This window comes from Anaerobacillus alkalidiazotrophicus, from assembly GCF_001866055.1.
Genome location: NZ_MLQS01000030.1, coordinates 222281 through 242927 on the forward strand (window position 1 = coordinate 222281; position 20647 = coordinate 242927).

The 20647-nt window shown below is 33.4% G+C and carries 20 protein-coding genes; 14 read left to right on the forward strand and 6 right to left on the reverse strand.

Annotated elements, in window-relative coordinates; translation table 11 throughout:
- The first annotated feature begins 90 nt into the window (after positions 1-90).
- Together BKP45_RS17130 and BKP45_RS17135 are read left to right on the forward strand one after the other, a co-directional pair.
- Positions 91-486: a secondary thiamine-phosphate synthase enzyme YjbQ gene (locus tag BKP45_RS17130; RefSeq protein ID WP_071389808.1), complete on the forward strand. Its 396-nt coding sequence runs from the start codon at positions 91-93 to the stop codon at positions 484-486.
- Positions 487-577: 91 nt separating this feature from the next.
- Positions 578-2203 carry a putative polysaccharide biosynthesis protein gene (locus BKP45_RS17135; RefSeq protein ID WP_071389809.1) on the forward strand — a complete coding sequence of 542 codons (1626 nt, stop codon included), beginning with the start codon at positions 578-580 and terminating at the stop codon, positions 2201-2203.
- Positions 2204-2405: 202 nt separating this feature from the next.
- Here BKP45_RS17135 and BKP45_RS17140 read toward each other — a convergent pair whose 3' ends face one another.
- Positions 2406-2630 (reverse strand): hypothetical protein, encoded by a 225-nt coding sequence (locus BKP45_RS17140; protein ID WP_071389810.1) that lies wholly within the window; start codon positions 2628-2630, stop codon positions 2406-2408.
- A gap of 201 nt (positions 2631-2831) precedes the next feature.
- Between BKP45_RS17140 and ftsW the strand changes: the two genes are divergently transcribed.
- The 4 genes from ftsW (at position 2832) to BKP45_RS17160 (ending at position 6883) form a co-directional block, all read left to right on the forward strand.
- Positions 2832-3968: a putative lipid II flippase FtsW gene (gene ftsW / locus BKP45_RS17145; protein WP_071389811.1), complete on the forward strand. Its 1137-nt coding sequence runs from the start codon at positions 2832-2834 to the stop codon at positions 3966-3968.
- A gap of 214 nt (positions 3969-4182) precedes the next feature.
- Positions 4183-5361, forward strand: coding sequence for a rod shape-determining protein RodA (rodA, locus tag BKP45_RS17150; RefSeq protein WP_071389812.1), 1179 nt, complete (start codon positions 4183-4185; stop codon positions 5359-5361).
- Between the two features lie 143 nt (positions 5362-5504).
- Positions 5505-6176: a hypothetical protein gene (locus BKP45_RS17155; protein ID WP_071389813.1), complete on the forward strand. Its 672-nt coding sequence runs from the start codon at positions 5505-5507 to the stop codon at positions 6174-6176.
- Positions 6173-6883: a pseudouridine synthase gene (locus BKP45_RS17160; protein WP_071389814.1), complete on the forward strand. Its 711-nt coding sequence runs from the start codon at positions 6173-6175 to the stop codon at positions 6881-6883. The genes BKP45_RS17155 and BKP45_RS17160 overlap by 4 nt, the downstream gene beginning before the upstream one ends.
- A 146-nt stretch (positions 6884-7029) precedes the next feature.
- Here BKP45_RS17160 and BKP45_RS17165 read toward each other — a convergent pair whose 3' ends face one another.
- Together BKP45_RS17165 and cysK are read right to left on the reverse strand one after the other, a co-directional pair.
- On the reverse strand, positions 7030-7248 hold the full coding sequence (locus BKP45_RS17165) for a DeoR family transcriptional regulator (protein WP_071310148.1): 219 nt from the start codon (positions 7246-7248) through the stop codon (positions 7030-7032).
- A gap of 503 nt (positions 7249-7751) precedes the next feature.
- Positions 7752-8687, reverse strand: a complete 936-nt coding sequence (gene cysK / locus BKP45_RS17170; RefSeq protein WP_071389815.1) for a cysteine synthase A — start codon at positions 8685-8687, stop codon at positions 7752-7754.
- 210 nt (positions 8688-8897) lie between these two features.
- Here cysK and thpR point away from each other — a divergent pair, with 210 nt between their 5' ends.
- From thpR to BKP45_RS17190, 4 genes are all read left to right on the forward strand, one after another.
- The gene (gene thpR, locus BKP45_RS17175; protein ID WP_071390148.1) at positions 8898-9461 is read left to right on the forward strand and encodes an RNA 2',3'-cyclic phosphodiesterase; all 564 of its coding nucleotides are present in this window, start codon (positions 8898-8900) and stop codon (positions 9459-9461) included.
- Positions 9462-9589: 128 nt separating this feature from the next.
- Positions 9590-10537, forward strand: coding sequence for a nuclease-related domain-containing protein (locus BKP45_RS17180; protein ID WP_071389816.1), 948 nt, complete (start codon positions 9590-9592; stop codon positions 10535-10537).
- Between the two features lie 650 nt (positions 10538-11187).
- The gene (pulA, locus tag BKP45_RS17185; RefSeq protein WP_139193815.1) at positions 11188-13320 is read left to right on the forward strand and encodes a type I pullulanase; all 2133 of its coding nucleotides are present in this window, start codon (positions 11188-11190) and stop codon (positions 13318-13320) included.
- 612 nt (positions 13321-13932) lie between these two features.
- Entirely contained in the window at positions 13933-14718 is a 786-nt protein-coding gene (locus tag BKP45_RS17190; protein WP_071390150.1) for a phosphotransferase family protein, read from the forward strand.
- Positions 14719-14879: 161 nt separating this feature from the next.
- On the opposite strand, the gene BKP45_RS17195 is transcribed toward BKP45_RS17190, so the two are convergent.
- Both BKP45_RS17195 and BKP45_RS17200 read right to left on the reverse strand, forming a co-directional pair.
- Positions 14880-15143 (reverse strand): YtzH-like family protein, encoded by a 264-nt coding sequence (locus tag BKP45_RS17195; protein WP_071389817.1) that lies wholly within the window; start codon positions 15141-15143, stop codon positions 14880-14882.
- Positions 15144-15218: 75 nt separating this feature from the next.
- On the reverse strand, positions 15219-16025 hold the full coding sequence (locus tag BKP45_RS17200; protein ID WP_071389818.1) for a hypothetical protein: 807 nt from the start codon (positions 16023-16025) through the stop codon (positions 15219-15221).
- Between the two features lie 175 nt (positions 16026-16200).
- Here BKP45_RS17200 and BKP45_RS17205 point away from each other — a divergent pair, with 175 nt between their 5' ends.
- From BKP45_RS17205 to BKP45_RS17215, 3 genes are all read left to right on the forward strand, one after another.
- Positions 16201-16551: a hypothetical protein gene (locus tag BKP45_RS17205; RefSeq protein WP_071389819.1), complete on the forward strand. Its 351-nt coding sequence runs from the start codon at positions 16201-16203 to the stop codon at positions 16549-16551.
- Positions 16552-16628: 77 nt separating this feature from the next.
- Positions 16629-17267 (forward strand): tRNA (guanosine(46)-N7)-methyltransferase TrmB, encoded by a 639-nt coding sequence (gene trmB, locus BKP45_RS17210; protein WP_071389820.1) that lies wholly within the window; start codon positions 16629-16631, stop codon positions 17265-17267.
- 166 nt (positions 17268-17433) lie between these two features.
- The gene (locus BKP45_RS17215; RefSeq protein ID WP_071389821.1) at positions 17434-18297 is read left to right on the forward strand and encodes a YtnP family quorum-quenching lactonase; all 864 of its coding nucleotides are present in this window, start codon (positions 17434-17436) and stop codon (positions 18295-18297) included.
- Between the two features lie 282 nt (positions 18298-18579).
- Here the strand turns inward: BKP45_RS17215 and BKP45_RS17220 are convergent, their stop codons facing one another.
- A complete protein-coding gene (locus BKP45_RS17220) occupies positions 18580-18900 on the reverse strand; it encodes a PepSY domain-containing protein (RefSeq protein WP_071389822.1) in 321 nt (106 codons plus the stop codon).
- A 299-nt stretch (positions 18901-19199) separates the two neighbouring features.
- Between BKP45_RS17220 and BKP45_RS17225 the strand changes: the two genes are divergently transcribed.
- Positions 19200-20273, forward strand: a complete 1074-nt coding sequence (locus BKP45_RS17225) for a M42 family metallopeptidase (protein ID WP_071389823.1) — start codon at positions 19200-19202, stop codon at positions 20271-20273.
- The last annotated feature ends 374 nt before the right edge of the window (positions 20274-20647 follow it).

Consider the following 20647-nt stretch of genomic DNA (forward strand, 5'->3'; position numbering starts at 1 on the left):
CCCTTGGTGATTGTAGCTTACCTTCCAACCTGTTAAAATGAATGACAGTAATATAAAAGGTAAATCCGATATAATAGGGGTTGAGTTCGAATGGTAAAAAAGATGATGATACATACCAATAATAGAGATGGAATGGTTGAAATAACAGATCAAGTTCGTGAATATGTTAAATCTCAAAACCTAGAAGATGGAGTTGTAGTTGTTTATTGTCCTCATACAACAGCAGCTATTACAATAAATGAAAATGCAGATCCAGATGTGGTACATGATATGCTCTATAGATTAGATGAGATGGTTCCATGGGAGCATCACCGCGACCTTCATGGTGAAGGTAATTCAGCAGCTCATGTTAAAGCAAGTATGTTCGGCTCATCAGAAACTATTATCGTTCATAAAGGAGATTTATTACTTGGTACATGGCAAGGAATATATTTTTGCGAATTTGATGGACCAAGAAAGAGGAATTATTTTATTAAGATCGTATAAATAGTAGTTATGAATATAAATGAAAAATTAATATAGAATATAGAAAATGTTTTCAAATTGAATTTGTAAATTTAAAATTAAGAGGTGTTTTATGACCGATGCAAAGTTAGTTAGAGGTACTATGATTTTAACCGCCTCGATTTTTATTTCAAAGATCTTAGGTTTAATTTATATTTTTCCTTTTAAGGCTATAGTAGGCTTAGAGGGATTAGCGCTGTATACGTATGGTTATGTTCCCTATACAGTGCTTTTAAGTGTGGCAACTCTAGGTATACCACTAGCTGTTTCGAAATTTGTATCTAAATACAATTCATTAGGAGATTATGAAACAGGTAGAAGACTTTTTAAATCTGGTCTTATCGTTATGTCTATCACAGGCTTAGTTTCATTTTTAATTTTGTTTTTATTAGCAGAACCAATTGCAAACCTAGTAGTAGATGGGAAGGATTTGAAAGGAAATTCAATTGAAGATGTTATTTTAACGATCAGAATGGTTAGTGTTGCCCTTCTTATTGTGCCAATTATGTCTTTAATACGTGGTTACTTTCAAGGATATCAATCAATGGGACCTACAGCAGTTTCTCAAGTTATTGAACAAATTGTGAGAATTATCTTTATCCTTTGCTTGACGTTTATAATTGTTCACATGATGAACGGTTCAGTTGGGTTAGCGGTATCCTTTGCGACTTTTGGTGCGTTTGTAGGTGCGCTAGGTGGATTAACAGTTCTACTTATTTATTGGTTTAAAAGGAGAGGCAATATAAATAAACAAATCCAGGAAAGTAAAGTAAATCATCAGCTTCCACTTAGAAAGATATATAAAGAACTTGTATCCTATGCCCTACCTTTATCTTTTGTGGGGTTGGCCATTCCACTTTACCAGTTGATTGATTTACTGACGTTTAATAATGCGCTTATGGGGGTTGGGTATGATCAAGCAACGGCTGAAGAGGCATTTGGAGCTTTTGCTCAAGCAGCCCATAAATTAATTTTAATACCAGTTTCAATTGCAACAGCTATGTCTTTAACGTTGTTACCAACCATTACAAAATCATTTATTGATAATGACCAAAGTCTTTTACAAAAACAAGTAACTCAAACATATCAAATTATTTTATTTTTAACCTTACCAGCTGCAGTAGGTTTGTCCATCTTAGCTTATCCTGCTTATGGAACGTTATTTGGTTTAGAAGATGTTCATATTGGGGCAGCTGTTTTGAGATACTATGCTCCAGTATCGGTATTATTCTCATTATTTGCTGTAACATCAGCAATTTTACAAGGAATTAATCAACAGCGTTTTGCAGTAATCGGGCTACTAGCTGGATTATTAGTGAAGCTGAGTCTTAACATTTATCTAATTGCTAATTTTGAAGCGATAGGAGCAATTTATGCAACAGGATTGGGGTATGTTACTTCATTAGGTGTAAATATTTGGGCAATTGGAAAACATGCTAACTATCGTTATTACTTTATTTTAAAGCGTTCACTACTTATTGTGTTTTTTACAGCTATAATGGCTTTTGTCATCATCGCTGTAAAGGAATTTCTAACGATTTGGTTACCTTTAGATAATCGCGTATATTCTTTTATCGTTTTGTTGGTCACTGTTCTATCTGGAGGAGTAGTATATTTATATGTTAGTGTTAGAACAAATTTAGCAGGGCAAATACTAGGATCACGGTTTAAATTTCTAAAGAAAAAAGCGCGGGGGTAAAAAATCTTTCCGTTCTTTTGCAATCTGTCCACATCTAGAAATTGAGGGAATTTAGTGTACTTTATCTTACTAAAAAAAGAAACTATAGCTTTTAAACATTGGGGGAAAGCCCCCCAATGTTTGAAGTAAAGTTTAGAGAATTGGTAGATTTCGATGTTAATCATCTAGAAAAAAACTAAATCTTCAACGTATACCGTATTTCTTAGTATTGTGGTCCAGGCCCACCAAATCCATGGCCTAATTGACGTTCTAGTCTACGCACACGACGAGTTAGTTCATTAATTTGTTCGCCTTGGCGTTGAGTAATTCTTTCTAACTGGGAAACGCGACGTTCAAGGTCACGTGGACGTGGAGTTGGCCCCGGAGTTGGTGGGAATGGGAACCCAGGGAAAAATTGAGTTTCAGGGAATTGTCGATAATAATCCATATGATCTCTCCTTTAATATTAGGTATCTGTTCATTCAGTAAATAGTCTATGCCCACACGTGAAGGTTGCGTTAATTGAAACGCCTATTTTAATAAAGTTGGGCCAGGTTTGATAATTTTGGAAAACTCTTTTTATCAAAAAAGTAGTTTGATATAATAAAATCTATATTGTACATTATTATTGTATACCAAGGGGGTTAGTATGGAAAATTCAGTAAAAAAAGAAAGTGATTGGATTTTGCTCACTGCAATAATATTACTAGCTTCATTTGGTTTAATAATGATTTATAGCTCTAGCTATGTAGTTGGATTCGACAAGTATGGTGATCCTTTTTATTATTTCAAAAAGCAGTTACAATGGATTGCTGTCTCTACCGTACTTTTTATAATATTTATGAGATTTCCTTATCGTTTTTATCAAAAACTTGTATTTCCAATTGTCTTTTTATCATTTCTTTCATTGTCATTAGTAGTTTTTTCCCCTTTAGGGGTAGAGTCAAATGGAGCGACTCGGTGGCTAAATGTAGGGATGATTTTGCAGCCATCTGAGTTTGTAAAGCTAGGCATTATCATTTATTTAGCTCATGTCTATTCAAGGAAACAAAAATATATAAATCAGTTTACTAGAGGTGTGATGCCACCTTTATTAATTGTTGGTGGGATTTTCCTGTTAATTATGAAGCAGCCAGATTTAGGGACAGCAGGATTAATATTAGCCGTTGCTGGTTTAATTGTTTTTTGTTCGGGAGCGAAGTTGATCCATTTATTCGGATTAGGTGGATTTGCAGCTTTCATTGTTTGGTCGTATGCTAATTCTGAATCATACCGGATGGATCGTCTTATTGGTTTTATGGATCCGTTTGCCGATTCAACTGGGACGGGCTATCAACTGATTCAGTCTTACATTGCGATGGCTCATGGTGGCATTACTGGGGCAGGATTTGGACAAAGTGTACAAAAGCTTTTCTATTTACCAGAAGCTCATACGGATTTTATATTGGCAATTGTAGCAGAAGAGCTTGGTTTGCTTGGTATTTTATTCGTTTTTATATGTTTAGGTGTCATATTATTTAGAGGGATTTTGATAGGCGTTCGAAGTAATACGCCATTTGGTAGTCTCTTAGCTTTTGGTATTACTTTTCAACTTACGCTTCAAGTATGTCTAAATGTCGGTGCAGTCTCAGGTCTGCTACCAATTACGGGAATTCCACTTCCTTTCATGAGCTATGGTGGATCTTCATTATTAATTACTGCCGTTAGTGTTGGAATACTTGCTAATATCGCTAGAAATAATACTATAAAAAGTACACATAATATTGAACACGATAAAGTGGGATAAAACTTTTAAGTGCTTATAGACTAAGCACTTTTTTGTTAGGATAAAAATAAAAAAGGTGATGATATATTTCAGCATTTTTGTTTGTTATATATCCTAGTTAAAAATACCTTTGTTAAAAAAAATAAGCTATGATAACATTAGAAAAGGCTTTTCAAAATTATAAAATAAAGCTTTAGTTATAAATTAGGCAATCATTAAACGGAGGATACAAGCCATGCAAGAACGTAAAACCTATTTACAACAGTTAGATTATACGTTGCTATTTTTGCTGTTTTTATTAATGTGCATTTCCTTGCTTGCCATTTATAGTGCTGCTATGGCTGGACAATACTCTGTAGAGCCTTCACATTTTGTTAAGAGGCAAGTTATTTGGTTCGTGATAGGAACTGCACTAATGCTTGGAGCAATGGTCATTGATTATGATTTATTTAAAAATTTTACAATTCCACTTTATGTAATAGGGATTATATCGTTATTAGCTGTTCATTTTTTTGGAATTGAGCGAAACGGTTCGCAACGTTGGATTGGAGTAGGGAACAATTTATTTCAGCCGTCAGAGTTCGTGAAAATATTTCTTGTATTAGCTCTAGCTCATTTACTATTTCTAATAACAAAAGAGTATAGAGAAAGGTCATTAAAAGAGGATTGTATAGTTGTACTAAAAGTGTTGGCGGTAGGTTTACCACCGTTTTTTCTTATTTTAATACAACCGGATTTAGGAACAGCATTAGTTATTGCTAGTATAATGGGTACGATGTTACTAATGGCAGGGATTTCTTGGAAGATCTTTGCTGTTCTTGGGACGATCATTACATCAATTTTAGCTATATTAGTTTGGCTTCACAATAATTACTTTGCGCTTTTTAGTAAGTTTATCAAATCTCATCAGTTAGATAGAATTTATGGATGGTTAAACCCATATAATGACCCAGGTGGACTTGGATATCAGCTTCTCGGGGCGATCCAGGGGATTGGCTCTGGTCAGCTTTATGGAAAAGGTTTCACTGAAGGTGTATTATCTAAAAGTGGGCGTGTCCCAGAAATTCATACAGATTTTATTTTTACTGTAATTGGTGAGGAATTCGGTTTTCTTGGTGCTACGATATTAATAGTTGTTTATTTCCTACTGTTCTATAGAATGATTATTATTGCTTTTAGTTGTAATAATATGTATGGTAGTTATTTAGTAGCTGGTGTAATAGGGCTTTTAGTCTTTCAGATATTCCAAAATATCGGGATGACTATTGGTCTTATGCCGATTACAGGTTTGGCTTTACCGTTTATAAGTTATGGTGGTAGTGCTTTACTAACGAATATGATTGCTATCGGTATTGTTCTTAATGTTAATGTTCGTACCAGACAATATATGTTTGGCTCAGAGGAAATGTCGTAAATTCGATTAAGAAACTGTAATCAAAAAAATTGATTGCAGTTTTTTCTTACATTTTCGATTATATGTAGTGATATTAATTTGGTGGTAATTTATCAATTCATCTGTGGCTTTTGTTGGTGAAAATGTAACTGGGGATGGTGACTATGAATTTAATTGTAGGATTAGGAAAATTAGCACAAAGTGTATTAAAATTATGTTCATACAAAGAGGAGATTTTTGTTTACACTAGAAAGAAACAAAAAGTTGAAGATTTTCAAAAACTGGATAATCGTATCGTCTATTTAGAACCAAGAAATTTTAATAAAGTACGTCATGTTTTATTAATGCTACCTGCAAATAATGTTATTCCATTTCTTAATACATACGAAAAGTATTTTCGGGATGATGTTAAAATTTATCTTTTTGCTACTGCTTTACATAGTAATGAGGTGAATAAGCTTTTTTCTAAGAAGATTATACCTTGTAAATTAGCAGGGCATGCCAAACAAATGGTAGAAGATCAAAATGGACTTTTTGTTGTACCCATTCAAGAAGAAATTGAACCATTAAGAAACTTTTTAGGTGAAAATTTTACGATTGTGAATGGAACCGAAAAAGAAGTATTGTTGGCAAATACAATAGGAACAAAGGCATCGATTGAAATGGTACTAAAATTAGAGGAAGAACTAATAAAGTCTGGAGTTCAGCCTATAGTAATTAGACAAACGTTATCACAGATTACGCGCGGAAACGTAAAAGCATATTTAAATAATGATTTAGGAGATTTTGCAAAGAATATTGTGCAACAAATAACATTAAGGGGGAAAGAGGAATGAGGTTAGATAAGTTTTTGGCCAATATGGGCTATGGAAGTCGAAAAGAAGTAAAGAAGCTATTAAAAACAGGGGCAGTACGTGTAAATGAAGAAGTCATTAAGGATGCCAAAAAGCATATTGCAATAGAGCAGGATCAAGTTGTAGTTAATGGTGAAGAAGTAGAGTATAAGGAATTTGTCTATTTAATGATGAATAAACCTCAAGGTGTTATTTCAGCTACAGAGGATGCTCATGAGCAAACAGTTGTTGATTTATTAGAATTAGAAGATGCTCGCTATGAACCATTTCCAGTCGGGAGGTTAGATAAAGATACAGAAGGATTTGTGTTATTAACAAATAACGGTAAACTTTCTCATGAGCTTCTTTCTCCTAAAAAGCACGTTCCAAAAACGTATTACGCACGAATTCAAGGCAAAGTAACTGATGATGATATTGAAAAGTTTAAAAATGGTGTTACCCTTGATGATGGTTACAAAACAAAACCAGGAGAGTTAGTGATTTTAAAATCAGACGAAGTTTCTGAAATTGAACTTACAATTACGGAAGGGAAGTTTCACCAAGTCAAACGAATGTTTCAAGCCGTTGGTAAAAAAGTGACTTACTTAAAACGTCTATCTATTGGGCCGTTATTACTTGATTCAACGCTAGATTTAGGCGAGTACCGAGAATTGACCGAGGATGAAGTTGAGAAGTTAGTTAATCGTTAATTAATCTTGTTTTGTTTAGAGTTGTACCTAACGATCTTTTAGGTTGGTTAAGGATACATTTGAATGATAATTGAGTAAGGAATAAAAATTCCCCAACGTTCATCGTTGGGGGAGTATTTAACTTGCTTTCTATTTAGTTTTTTACTTTAGGAAACCTTTGTTTTCTTTTTAGTTATAGTCCATTTGCCACGGCTAGGACTCTTCACGAGCTTATTATATTCTAGTATGTTTAAATCCCGTTGAATTGTCCTTGAGGTAATTCCAAATTCTTCAACTAATTCATTTGTCGTAACAATGCCTCTTTTTTTAATATAGAGGTAGACAGACTTAATTCGGTTTATCATCCGATCAGTTGAAGTTTCCAAAAAACCACTCCTTATTCTTTTTTCATTTCTTAAAACAAAAAAGTACATAGGCATTTCTTAACCAGCTGATTAGCAGCTTTAAAAATGAATTTCTTACTATCAGAAAATATATGGAATTCCTTTTAATAATGTAATTGTATAATAATTTGAAATATTTAGCAAAGGAAAGTGGGAGAATTCTTGTAAGGTTTTGGTAAAATTATTAAATTTCCTGTATCAAAATCTAACAATAGAAGTAAACTAATTGATTGAGTATGTCAAAATACCAAAAATGAACCGTATAAATTTATATCCAGTTACAAACAGTTTAGTATAAATGAATAGATGAAGTACCTCCGTTGTGAGATCATGAATTGTGAAATTCATGATTACTAAAAAAAATCAGGTTGAGAGAATCTCAACCTGATTTTTTAGTACGGCAAGTAAAAAATGAACTTGGAACGCTTTTGCTCAGCTCTACCTGTTAGAAGTTACTTTGCTATTGACCAAGATACTTACTCTTTTTAATTTTCAAAGTCAAACAAATCGGTTGATAAATAACGCTCACCAGTGTCACAGGCAATTGCTATTACGACATCTTTTGGTGAAAGACGCTTTGCTACTTCTAAAGCTGCAAAGCAAGCAGCTCCTGATGATGGACCAACAAGAATACCTTCCTCACGTGCAAGACGTCTTGTTACATTGTATGCATCATCATCTTCAACTTTAAAAATTTCTCCATAAACATTTTCATTTAAAATTGGTGGGATAAATCCTGGGCTTGTACCTACAAGTTTATGAGGTCCAGGTTTTCCTCCAGATAGAACAGGTGATCCTGCAGGTTCTACTACATGGACACTAACATTTGGGTACAGTTCCTTTAGTTTTTCACCAGTCCCCGTAATTGTGCCACCGGTCCCTGAAGCAGCTACAAAAGCAGTTAGGTTCTTCCCGATACTATCTAACGCTTCCTTAATTTCTAATGCTGTTGTTAGACGATGTGCTTCAGGATTAGCATCATTTTCAAATTGCATTGGCATATAGCTATTAGGGATTTCTTTCAAAAGTTCATGTGCTTTATTAATCGCTCCAGGCATTTTTTCATCTCCAGGAGTAAGTACTACCTCAGCGCCATATGCCTTTAATATATTAATACGTTCCTTTGACATTGTATCGGGCATTGTTAAAATAGCTTTATAACCACGAGCAGCAGCGTTCATGGCAAGTCCTATGCCGGTGTTACCACTTGTAGGTTCAATAATTGTAGATCCCTTTTTTAAATACCCGTCTTTTTCTGCTTGTAAAATCATTTGATAAGCTGCACGATCTTTTACACTACCACTAGGATTCATAAATTCTAACTTTAAATAGACATCTGCTCCCGATTTACTTGGAAGATGGTTTAATTTTACTAATGGCGTATCGCCAATTAAATCTGCGATGTTATTTACAATACGCATATATTACACTTCCTTTACTTTTTATAAGATAATAGATAAATTTTTTATTATATATTATATACATATTATTTTATCACAATTATGTTGAGAAATCCTATCATCTTGATAGGAATAAAGATAAGATTTAAACGGTAGAATTTGACTTTAATTTGACAATAATAAAGAATATACAAATAAAAGTTTTTATTGAAAGGAGAGCCTTTAGTGACAATGCAACCCCATTATTTCATTGCAATACCCATTGAAAAAAGAGTAAGGAAAAAATTGGCAGCATGGAATCGGGATGAAACACCACCGTTTGAACGCTTTGTTCATGAAGAGGATTATCACATTACATTAGCTTTTTTAGGTGGAATTGAGTTCTCTTTAATAAAAAACCTACAAGAAAAACTTCATGTTATTGCCGACAAACATCAAACATTTCCATTAATAATTGATCATATTGGGCATTTTGGACCAAATCATGCCCCGCGGATTTTATGGGCTGGTATAAAAAAAGAAGACAAGTTATTTAAGCTTCAAATGGATGTTTTCCAGGCATGTTTACAACTCGGTATGGAGTTAGACAAACGTGCTTATAATCCTCATATTACAATAGCACGTAAATTTAAAGGTGCTTCACCTTTCGATAAGTTACAGTTAAATAGGTCATTTCAATCAGTTGTAATAGAAGAAAAGTGGAAGGTATCAAATTTTGTGATATATCAAACACATCTACAAAGAACGCCTAAATATGAAGTTATCTCTTCATTTACTTTAGCAAATGAAGAATGAGTACGGATTATTATACCTACTAACCTAATTAACATAAACTCTTCCATTCCAAAATAGGTAGATGTTATGATAAAATTTTATTGTACTTTATTAAATATTTAGACATCGTCGTTTTTGGAGGAGTGCTTGTGGCTCACTTAGTAAAATTAGAGGATTATGTTTCACGTTATCAATATGACATGTACCGATACCCAAGCCAATTTTCTCGTTTAAAGCGAGAGCGTTGGGCAAGGTTAAAACGAGAATGGGAAGCATCCTATTTAGTAGAAAATCCTTCGGTGGAATATTTTGTTGAACAACAAAAAAAGAGTATTAGAAATGCATTCAGTAAACTTAAACATTTTTATAAACGTAAAAATCAAACAGAAGATTTTTATAATGATTTTAAAGAACACCAATATCAATTTAAGTATAAATCTTTGCCAGAGTTAAAAATGAACTTTCTACGAGAATTATTTGAGTTTCAACTTAATTGGGCAAGTTCCACGTTAGTGGAAAAGTCATTATTAAAGAAATCATATTTACGTGATGAAACATTGAAGTGGTTTCTTCAATCACTTCCAGATAATTATTTTGTATTTTATTATCCAGTAGTCACTTACCCAAAGGCTGCGGTACAGTTTGATATCCTAATCGTTGGTCCGACTGAAATTTGGTGCATTGTAAATCTGGAAGGTAGGGAAAATTCAATTTTTCAAACATATTCAGAAAGATATTGGTTGGAATTAAATGGCGATGATGAACGGAAAATCATTAATCCTTTACTATCTTTAAATCGAATGAGTACTATTTTGAATAAAATATTAGAAGTCACAGAAATAAGGTTTAAGGTGAAGAAAGCAGTCTTAACACGAGAAGGTTATATTGATGCTACTACTTCATCATGGGGTAGAACTACCTTTCTTGATCAACGGAATATAAATGAATGGCAACAAAAGTTAAAGAATAATTCAACTCCGATTAAATCAACACAGCTTAGGTTTAGTCAAAAGTTGTTAGACTTATGTCAAACAACCTCTGAACCTCGTTCAGAACTTGAACAAGATTTCGCTGAGGAGAACTACGAAAATTTATAATTAAAAGTCAACGATTATGGTATCAGATGAATTCAAAAACGATTTATTGGCATAGAATAATGAATAATCTGAAACGATCACTAAAAGTGGAAGAATGATCTTTAATGTGATCTTTTTTAACGGTATTACCTTTATTAGTGTAATGGATTTCCAAGCTACTAAGAAATCTAGTTGGTGTACTCTAAACTTGAATGATTAGTGGTGCAATAGGATTTTATATTCACTCGAGTAAATAAGAAAAGAATTTGTGAATATTTAAAAAATATTCTAATTAAATTCTGTATAATACATAAATCAAGCATATCAATTCCATTTTTGTTTTATAGTAATAGTGTAGATGCCATTAAGAGTTTAGTTTCTAAAGGGTTTTTAAAAATGGAAATATCCTCCTTGATATAGGTGACACTTAAATAATTAAATAGAATAAGGAATAGAAATGTCTTAATTGCAACTATGACTGAAAAAATTCTAAGTTTTTCTACTAAGTAGGCTTTTTTTCTCATAAAGATTGTTATAGGAATTAATACTTAGTTGAACGAAGTTACTATAAATTTCATATAATAAACTAGGTAGTAAACTAATGTAACAAATATTTTTGAAAATATTATAATGTTTTTCTAAAAAAATACGTAAAGAGAGGAGAGATATTTGTGGTAGCCAAAAATGCATATATAGATGAACTAATGTTAATCACAATACCCTTTTCAGAAGTGGATGAAGAACTCTCCCATTTTACAATTATAAATACACAAACCAATGAACCATTGACCATAAAAACTTGGAGAAAAAGCAATGAAAGATGGCGTTATGAGCTTTACTTGGAGAAAGCAGTAAATCTAGGTACGGAATATAGAGTTTTTACAAATAAGCAAATATCTTTTGATGTTAAAACAGGTCAAGTAGTTCGTACTGAAACTTTCGATGACCTTTACTTTTATGATCTTGATGATTTAGGTATTACGTATACAAAAGATGAAACAACTTTTAAACTTTGGGCACCAACTGCGACTGAAGTCCAATTAATTTTATTTAACGGTAATCAACAACAAAGGTATCCTCTTACAAAGGCAGATAAGGGTGTATGGCATTATACTGTTTCTGGAGATTTAGAGGGCACTGCTTATAAATATCGTTTATTGATTGATCGAATGTGGAGAGAAGCCGTTGACCCTTATACTAAAGCAGTAACTGTGAATGGGGAACGAGGGGTAGTTGTAGATCTTTCTCAAACTAATCCAAATCAATGGAATGAAATCAAGAAACCCTCCTACGAATCAAGAAATGATGCAATTATTTATGAAGTCCATGTTAGGGATTTTTCGATTGACGAGAATAGTGGGATGAAACATAAAGGTAAGTACAAAGCTTTGACTGAAACGGGAACGCGCGGTCCTTGGGGTACTCTTACCGGATTAGACTACCTTGTAGATTTAGGTGTTACGCATGTACAATTATTACCTGTTCAAGATTTTGGTAGCGTAGATGAAACAAAATCGTTGGATAAATATAATTGGGGATATGATACGATTCACTACAATGCCATAGAAGGAAGTTACTCCTTAAATCCCGAGGATCCGAAACAAAGAATACTTGAATTAAAAGAAGTTGTTAAATCCTTTCATAAGCAAGGAATAAGAGTGATTTTAGATGTTGTTTATAATCATGTTTATATACACCATAGATCAAATTTTGAGAGAATTGTACCAGGTTACTATTTTCGATATAAACTAGATGGAAGTTTAGCAAATGGAACAGGAGTCGGAAATGATATCGCTTCAGAGAGAAAGATGGTAAGGGAATTCATTGTAGATTCAATTAAATTTTTAGCTGAAGAATATCAAGTGGATGGCTTTCGTTTTGATTTAATGGGCATCCTTGACCTTGAGACAATGAATAAAGTTCGAGATAAATTAAATGAAATTGATCCATCAATTATAGTCATTGGAGAAGGTTGGGATTTAGCTACCCCAATTCAAAGAGAAAAGAAGGCGATTATTGCTAATTCTGATTTATTACCTAGTATCAGTCATTTTAATGATCAATTTCGCGATAAGCTTAAAGGAAGTATCTTTGATCATACGAAAAAAGGATTTTGTAATGGAAATGGTGAGTTAAAAGAAACTTTTAAAATGTTAGTAAGTGGGAGCATAAAAGGATTTTATCATATAGAAGGTATTTTTCGTGAGCCATATCAGTCAGTAAACTATGTGGAATGTCACGATAATCATACGTTATGGGATAAATTGGAGCTTTCAAACGGTGATCAAAAAGAAGAAGTAAGAGCTTCAATGCATCGTCTTGCAACAGCATTAACATTATTGAGTCAAGGAATTCCATTTTTACATGCAGGTCAAGAGTTCTATCGAACGAAAAAAGGTGTTGAAAATAGCTATTGTTCTTCAGACGAAATAAATAAATTGGATTGGAAAAGAAAAGCTCTTCATATGGATTACGTTGATTATGTTAAAGGTTTAATAGCGTTAAGAAAAACACATGATGTATTTCGATTTTCGACCGCTGATCAAGTGAAGAAAAATATGCATATTCTTGATACCCCTTCATATTGCTTGGCCTATATGTTAAAGGATAACTCAGGGATGTTTGTAATAGCTCACAATAGCTTTGAAGGTGAAAAGGAACTAATATTACCATCCAGTGGATACTGGGATGTTTTAGTCGAAGGTAATAAATCGGCTGTTTCACCACTTAGAACATTTGAAGGGGCAAAAATTAATGTGCAAGGGATAAGTACAACAGTTCTTTTTCATCCGAAATCTTATTAAAAATATTGTGTAGAATGAAAAATTCATAAAAGGAGCAGTAATGAGCTCCTTGAGTTTTCTCATTCTACACTTTTTACAATAATTTTAATTTTTTCTTTACAAAAAATAAGGTATACTAGTATTATTATAATTTGTGGAAGTAAAATTTCGTGAAATACAGAACAATTATTTCAAAAAAACTTTTAGGGAATTGTTGGGAAATATATGTTTTTATTGGTGAAATGATTACTATGATTCCAGCGACAACAAAGTATGCTTAATTGAAACTGGTTCACATGAAATCTTTATTTTACAATCAGAATTTATAATTTCTAACTTAGAAGCTGTCTAGCTTCAGCGCCTACGAGCTCGGTCACTTCAGTCAAGTTTCTGACTTCACTGACTTCCTGGATTGCTTCTTTGATGATGCTTCATGCTACTTTGCTTCGAGGAAGCCTACTTCGAAGCATTGCTGTAAGACGCAGAAGCACGCGGAAGCCAAAGAGCGGCTTCTGTCAAAGGCCTTCCAGTGCCTTTCGCTCGTGACCAAGGCGCTTACGCTTTTCTTGTGAAAATTATTATTAAAGTTTAAAAATATATCCCGTTAGAATTAGGAAGTTGAGGGTGAATTTGTTGGAACATTTATTAGGAAAAGGGTGGGAGGTGACTCCTGCTGGTGGAGCAACAGGAGAAGCATATTATGCCCGGTTTGGGGAAGAGAAGCTTTTTTTAAAGCGGAATTCGTCACCTTTTCTAGCTGTTTTATCAGCTGAAGGAATTGTTCCAAAATTACTTTGGACAAGGCGTTTAGAAAATGGCGATGTCATCACTGCTCAACGATGGGTAAATGGGAGAGAATTAAAATCTTATGAAATGAAAGAGGAGATAGTAGCTCAACTTCTTAGTAAGATCCATCGTTCTAAAGAACTCCTAGAAATGTTTAAACGAATTGGTAATAAGCCACTTACACCTCAGTCAATTGTCGAAGAAATAGATGGGAAAATTAAGAATAGTGGCTTGAATTTACAGAGTATTAATGACGCTCTAAATTATTTGAATAAACGTGTGCAAAGTGTAGAACATAGTGAGTACGTTGTTTGTCATTGTGATATTAATCATAATAACTGGGTTTTAAGTGAAGAAGGAGATTTGTTTCTGATTGATTGGGATGGAGCTATTGTTGCAGACCCAGCACTGGATTTAGGATTACTCCTTTATTTATATATACCTACAAAGGATTGGGAGAGTTGGCTAGAAAATTATGGAGTAGAGTTAGATGAGGGATTATATAATCGCATGCACTGGTATGTTGTTTCTCAGACTATATACGCTATTATCTGGCATAACCAACGTAAGGAATATACCGATATGAATTACTGGGTAAATTATCTTACAAAGCTTTTAGCTGCTGATATTTAATCTAGTTAACATAGATTGTAAAGATAATAAAAGGACATGAGTGTTTAAGTGACTTATGTTCTTTTTTTATAAGCAAAACATCAAAAGCCCCGCTTTTGATGTTTTGCTTTATTATTTATTTTGTTGCATTAGAACCTAGAATAAATAGTACATAAACTTTCTTATTCGTGAGGGTAAGGTATTGTGCTCTCGTTTATGGATTGAATCCACTGATCGATTTGTTGTGAATTATTACAGTCTCGAGTCGAGCAATAGTTTGTAATATTTGTTAAAGTTTGTTGCATCGTTTCGTTTAATTGTTCTTGGCCTTGAAGTGATTGTGCTAATCGCTGAATTTGATTGAATTCGTCTTCTGTTCCATATTGCTGAGCTTGTTGATTTTTCAAAATGTCAGTTAATAGAGTTAATTGGTCTTGATAGTTCATATAATAACACATCCTTTATGTATGCTTTTCAAAATTAGGATGTGCTATATATGTAACATTTATCCCTATTAATTGTTATACCCTTAGCTGTACATGAAATTCTTCAACATCGTTAAGCGTTATTTTTTTTACATATTTTTTATAGTTTAAATATTGAAATACCTTATCTATAGCACGTTCGCGCCCCCTTGCTGTTGATAAATTCACTTTCTTTATCACACTTAATAGCTTTTCAGCTTCAATAAAAAGTCTTTGGTAGTTTGGTTGTAAACGTACTTTGTATTGTTGATAAAGTGATCGGTCTGAGTAATGTAAGTAAATTAGCTTTGTTAATAAAAACACACCATGTTCATTTTCAAAAGGTGATATATTTCTAAGTTCTGTAAAATGTATTGCATTTGCCAAAATATCTTCAGCAAGTGATGCCTCCCTTTCGTGAATGCGATACCCTTCCTTTTTTAATCTTTTTGTGATATGTATTTCCTCAACAGTTTGTTGGAAATCATCAATGAAAATTTTAATAGGATCAGGAGTCGACTCATCATATAAAAAACGAAAAAATTCGTTTCTATCCATAAGAACTATTTTTTCTAATTCTTGTGCAATAGCAATATCGATTAGTTCACTTGTGTATTCATCAAGGTCTTTTGTTCCAATTACAATAATCGATTTTTTATTATCGAATAAAGTAGTGGTAACTTCTCCGTATGTAAAAGAGATAGGATGTTGTGTACCGTGGATAACGATAACATTCGTTTTATTAACAGCAAGTAAGTATTTTCCATATGTTTTTTCTGAAACAAAAAGTTCGTCTGTTTCTCCATTACTTGAAGTATAGTAAGGAATGGTAAAACTAAAAACTGGTTCCGGTTGATTAATCATCTAATCACTCCTTTATTTTCATATTTCTTAACATCTTACCCTATTTTATACTATTCAACTTTAGAAAAAGGAGAAATTAATATATTTATGCAAGTTTTTTGATCAATGATGTGTTAAAGATATAGAACTTTTATGGTAAACTACCAAAGGAACTAGCTAAAAGGAGAGAGTACGAGTGATTTTTTCTGAAGAATTATTGGATTTTATTTATATAGAAACGACATCAATCTTAAAAGGAATTAAATCAAACAAGGGTGATCTCATAGAAGAGGTAAAAATGTTTGAATTATCAATGAGTCAGATAAAAAATCACCCTTGGCATAATTTAACGGTAAAAAAGGCTGAGCATGATACAAGTAGCCCTTTATATCATAACATCCAATCAACTTATGTTGGGAATGATCCTGAGGAAGACTATAAAGAAGTACTTATATGGAAAGTAGCAGATATGCTGTATGTTACAGCGGCAGTAGATCATCATCCTGAATACTTACTAAAATGGGATGTTGTTGTATTTAATGGATAGGAAAGTGGACTTGCACAATAGAATTTTTGTGTGGTTCTTATAGTAGAGAATAATTATTTTGAGTGAGGATGAAGAAAATGAGATTAAGAAATAAACCTGGTGCATCTGAGGCTTTATTGAAACAACCGACAATTGTTATACAAAATCCGTTAAATAATAAAGGGAAATGGCGTGAAATATTTGGTAATGATAATCCGATTCACGTCGAAGTAGGTACAGGTAAGGGACAATTTCTGACAGGCATGTCACAGCTACACCCTGACATAAACTACATTGGGGTAGAGAAATATGATAGTGTCATTATTACAGCATTAGAACGTATCCAACAAGCTGATTTAACGAATTTTAAATTGTTAAATGAAGATGTAGTAAATTTAATAAATTATTTTGCGGAAGGCGAGATTGACAGAGTGTATATCAATTTTACTGATCCTTGGCCAAAAAATCGTCATGAAAAACGCAGATTGACGTATGAAAGCTTCTTAAAAATGTATGAACAAGTGCTGAAAAAGAATGGTGAAATTCACTTTAAAACTGATAATCAAGGATTATTTGAATACTCGCTTCACAGTTTTTCGAAGTATGGGCTGATCTTAAATAATGTTAGCTTAGATCTTCATAATAGTAACATTGAAGGAAATGTAATGACAGAGTATGAAGAAAAGTTTTCTCAAAAAGGTATGAGAATATATCGCTGCGAAGCCCAGTTCCGGTAAAGCTGAACTTCAATCAGCGAGGGGTTCCTTCATCCCCCACTGATTGTTAGTTCAACTTATACCTCAGGCATAAGAATAATAATTATCAGCTTTCGTCGACGAAAGTTATTCTATATCGGACCTTAAGAGTGGGATAAAAGAATATTTGCAAGGGAGAACGAAAGTAGTGGAACAAATAACTGTAGGTGATTTAACCTTAACATGGCTTAATGGCGGAGTAATTCATATGGATGGTGGAGCAGTCTTTGGTGTAGTCCCGAAGCCGTTATGGTCAAAAAAGTATCTATGTAATGAAAAGAACCAAATAGAATTATGTACAGATCCTATCTTAATACAAGTCGAAGGAAAAAACATTCTCCTTGAAACAGGTATAGGAAATAATAAATTTTCAGATAAGCAAATAAGGAATTATGGGATAACATCAGAGTCAAAACTTTCTTCAGATTTAAATCGACTAGGACTTTCAACGAGTGACATTGACTATGTATTAATGACTCATATGCATTTTGATCATGCTTGTGGCATCGCAAAATGGGAAGGGGATAACCTCGTACCTACTTTTGAACATGCAACGATAATAGTAAATGAAATAGAATGGGAAGAACTAAAAAAACCTAATTTTCGCTCCCGTAATACTTATTGGGAAGAAAACTGGAGTCCAATCTTGGATAAGGTCCAAACATTTAATGGGATGCTTGAAGTATTTCCAGGTATTGAAATTCATCACACAGGTGGTCATAGTGATGGACATAGTATTGTTTTAATAAAACGGAATGGTGAATGTTTTATTCATATGGCTGACTTAATGCCTACTCACGCACATTCAAATCCTCTATGGGTTTCTGCTTATGACGATTACCCAATGATTTCAATTGCCGAAAAGCAAAAGTGGCTAGAAAAGGGATTAGATGAAGGTTCTTGGTTTATTTTTTATCACGATAATAAATATCGTGCGTTAAAGTGGAACAAAGAAGGGGAAATTATTTCAGAAGTTTTGAGAAATCAAAGTATTAAAATAAAAGAAACCTAATAAATACCCGTCCTTTTCGGTATGGTATCAGTTACTCCATGACAATATTTTAACAAACTCAAAAATCTAAACTTTATCCCACTCTTAAGGGGCAAGTAAGACCCCCACCTCAAAGCTTAAGAAAATCGAGAAGTTTAGGTGGGGGATAAACTGCCCCTAAAGGTCCGATAAGTTGAACTAACAATCAGTGGGGGATGAAGGAAAACCCCCACTGATTGAAGTTCAGCTTTATTCTTTAGCAATCAGTGGGGTACGAAGAACCTCACTGATTGCAGTTGAGCTTTATGTATCCTGATCTTGTGATGATAATTCTAAAACTGTTCCAGTCTTGGCATCGACGATGAACTCAAATTGATGAAAGTCTCCTTCAATTGAACATGAAACTCCTCCTCGATAAACAGTGTAATTTAATAATTTTTTTTCGAAATCTTCAGGAATCATATGGATCCATGACCCTTCTACTACCCCTTGTTCACCGACTTTCCCTTTCACAATTCGTAATGCCTTTTCAGGTGAGATATACTCCTGGATCAGTTGATCTTTTAAAACCGATCCTACAACGAATCCGATTCCAAGGCCAATTAAAAATCGTTTTATGCTCACTTTTAGCACCTCTTTCTTTAAATTGCATCATATTTTTAATTTTTTTTTTTGAAAACACTCAAATAATAAAAAATAGATAGATATTGATCTTGGGTAAAATCATCTTTCAGTGCTGTACACTCAAATGTGGTCAATATAATACGTCAATATCTATTATAGTATACCTAAAATATCCATTTTATAAAAATGGATATTAATAATATGCTTTTAACAAAATGAAGGTATCGGTGGAAAGTCAAATTTATTTTCGTTAAAATAGACAATGTAGATAATATTACGGTATCCGAAAGGAGTATACGATGAATCAGGAGACATTACAATTATTTAAGACATTAACAGAGCTTCAAGGTGCACCAGGGTTTGAGCATCAAGTACGGAAATTTGTTCGTGTTGAACTGGAGAAATATACAAATGAAATTATTCAAGATCGTCTAGGTAGTATTTTTGGTGTGAAACGTGGTGATGAAAAGGGTCCGAAAGTAATGGTTGCAGGCCATATGGATGAGGTTGGTTTTATGGTCACTTCTATATCAGAGAAAGGACTTATTCGTTTCCAAACATTAGGCGGATGGTGGAGTCAAGTGTTACTTGCACAACGTGTTCAGATTATTACTGATAATGGACCTGTAATAGGTGTTATCGGATCCATTCCACCACATTTATTAGATGAAGCAAAACGCAACAAGCCTATGGAAATTAAAAATATGTATATAGACATCGGTGCAGATGATAAGGTAGACGCACAGAATATTGGAGTGAAACCTGGCCAACAAATTGTACCAATATGTCCATTCACACCGATGGCTAATAATAAGAAAATTTTAGCTAAGGCTTGGGATAATCGTTATGGTTGTGGACTTGCAATTGAGTTACTTAAAGAGTTAAAAGATGAAACAACTCCAAATGTTTTATATTCAGGTGCTACTGTACAAGAGGAGGTTGGTTTAAGAGGAGCTCAAACTGCAGCAAACTTGATTAAACCTGATATTTTTTATGCATTAGATGCAAGCCCTGCTAATGATGCTTCAGGAGAAAAGGATACATTTGGACATTTAGGTAAGGGTGCACTATTACGGATTTTTGATCGTTCAATGATTACACACCGTGGAATGCGTGAATTTCTATTAGATATTGCTGAAACAAATAATATCCCTTATCAATATTTTATTTCCCCTGGTGGAACAGACGCAGGAAAGGTTCACCTATCAGGAAGTGGTGTTCCATCAGCAGTAATCGGTATTTGTTCACGATACATTCATACATCAAGTTCAATTATTCATGTGGATGATTATGCAGCGGCAAAAGAGTTTATTATTAAACTTGTTAAGAATACTGACAAAACAGCTGTTGAAACAATTCGAAATAACAGTTAATATAGTTATATAGGTGATTGATCATCTAGCACAATTAATCTAATTGTAAATTGCGGTAAAACAGACTCGGACGCCAGCCGAGTCTGTTTTGTATGAAACTCTAAACAATAAAGAAAGTGAAATTATATTGAAATGAAACGGTAAGTATGCTAACTTTATATGAAAAGGGTTACTTGTATCAGTAGTTGAAAGTATATTTTTACGTGTTACTGATTTGATCAGGCATGAGTAAACAAATTTAAGAGTTATTAAAACCTTAACTTTATTTATTCATGCCTTTTGCTGTTTTCTTGTCTTACCAAATAAACACTCAAGAAAGTAGTTAACACTAAGATTGTCTAAAAAGTCAGTCACACATAGGTATGGATGGATTT

What these genes read in the sequence shown, in the direction of transcription:
- thpR (WP_071390148.1), top strand. Translation starts at nt 8,898, where the DNA reads ATGCAACCCCATTATTTCATTGCAATACCCATTGAAAAAAGAGTAAGG.
- BKP45_RS17225 (WP_071389823.1), top strand. Translation starts at nt 19,200, where the DNA reads ATGAATCAGGAGACATTACAATTATTTAAGACATTAACAGAGCTTCAA.
- BKP45_RS17130 (WP_071389808.1), top strand. Translation starts at nt 91, where the DNA reads ATGGTAAAAAAGATGATGATACATACCAATAATAGAGATGGAATGGTT.
- ftsW (WP_071389811.1), top strand. Translation starts at nt 2,832, where the DNA reads ATGGAAAATTCAGTAAAAAAAGAAAGTGATTGGATTTTGCTCACTGCA.
- BKP45_RS17195 (WP_071389817.1), bottom strand. Translation starts at nt 15,143, where the DNA reads ATGAACTATCAAGACCAATTAACTCTATTAACTGACATTTTGAAAAAT.
- BKP45_RS17135 (WP_071389809.1), top strand. Translation starts at nt 578, where the DNA reads ATGACCGATGCAAAGTTAGTTAGAGGTACTATGATTTTAACCGCCTCG.
- BKP45_RS17160 (WP_071389814.1), top strand. Translation starts at nt 6,173, where the DNA reads ATGAGGTTAGATAAGTTTTTGGCCAATATGGGCTATGGAAGTCGAAAA.
- BKP45_RS17200 (WP_071389818.1), bottom strand. Translation starts at nt 16,025, where the DNA reads ATGATTAATCAACCGGAACCAGTTTTTAGTTTTACCATTCCTTACTAT.
- cysK (WP_071389815.1), bottom strand. Translation starts at nt 8,687, where the DNA reads ATGCGTATTGTAAATAACATCGCAGATTTAATTGGCGATACGCCATTA.
- rodA (WP_071389812.1), top strand. Translation starts at nt 4,183, where the DNA reads ATGCAAGAACGTAAAACCTATTTACAACAGTTAGATTATACGTTGCTA.
- BKP45_RS17155 (WP_071389813.1), top strand. Translation starts at nt 5,505, where the DNA reads ATGAATTTAATTGTAGGATTAGGAAAATTAGCACAAAGTGTATTAAAA.
- BKP45_RS17140 (WP_071389810.1), bottom strand. Translation starts at nt 2,630, where the DNA reads ATGGATTATTATCGACAATTCCCTGAAACTCAATTTTTCCCTGGGTTC.
- trmB (WP_071389820.1), top strand. Translation starts at nt 16,629, where the DNA reads ATGAGATTAAGAAATAAACCTGGTGCATCTGAGGCTTTATTGAAACAA.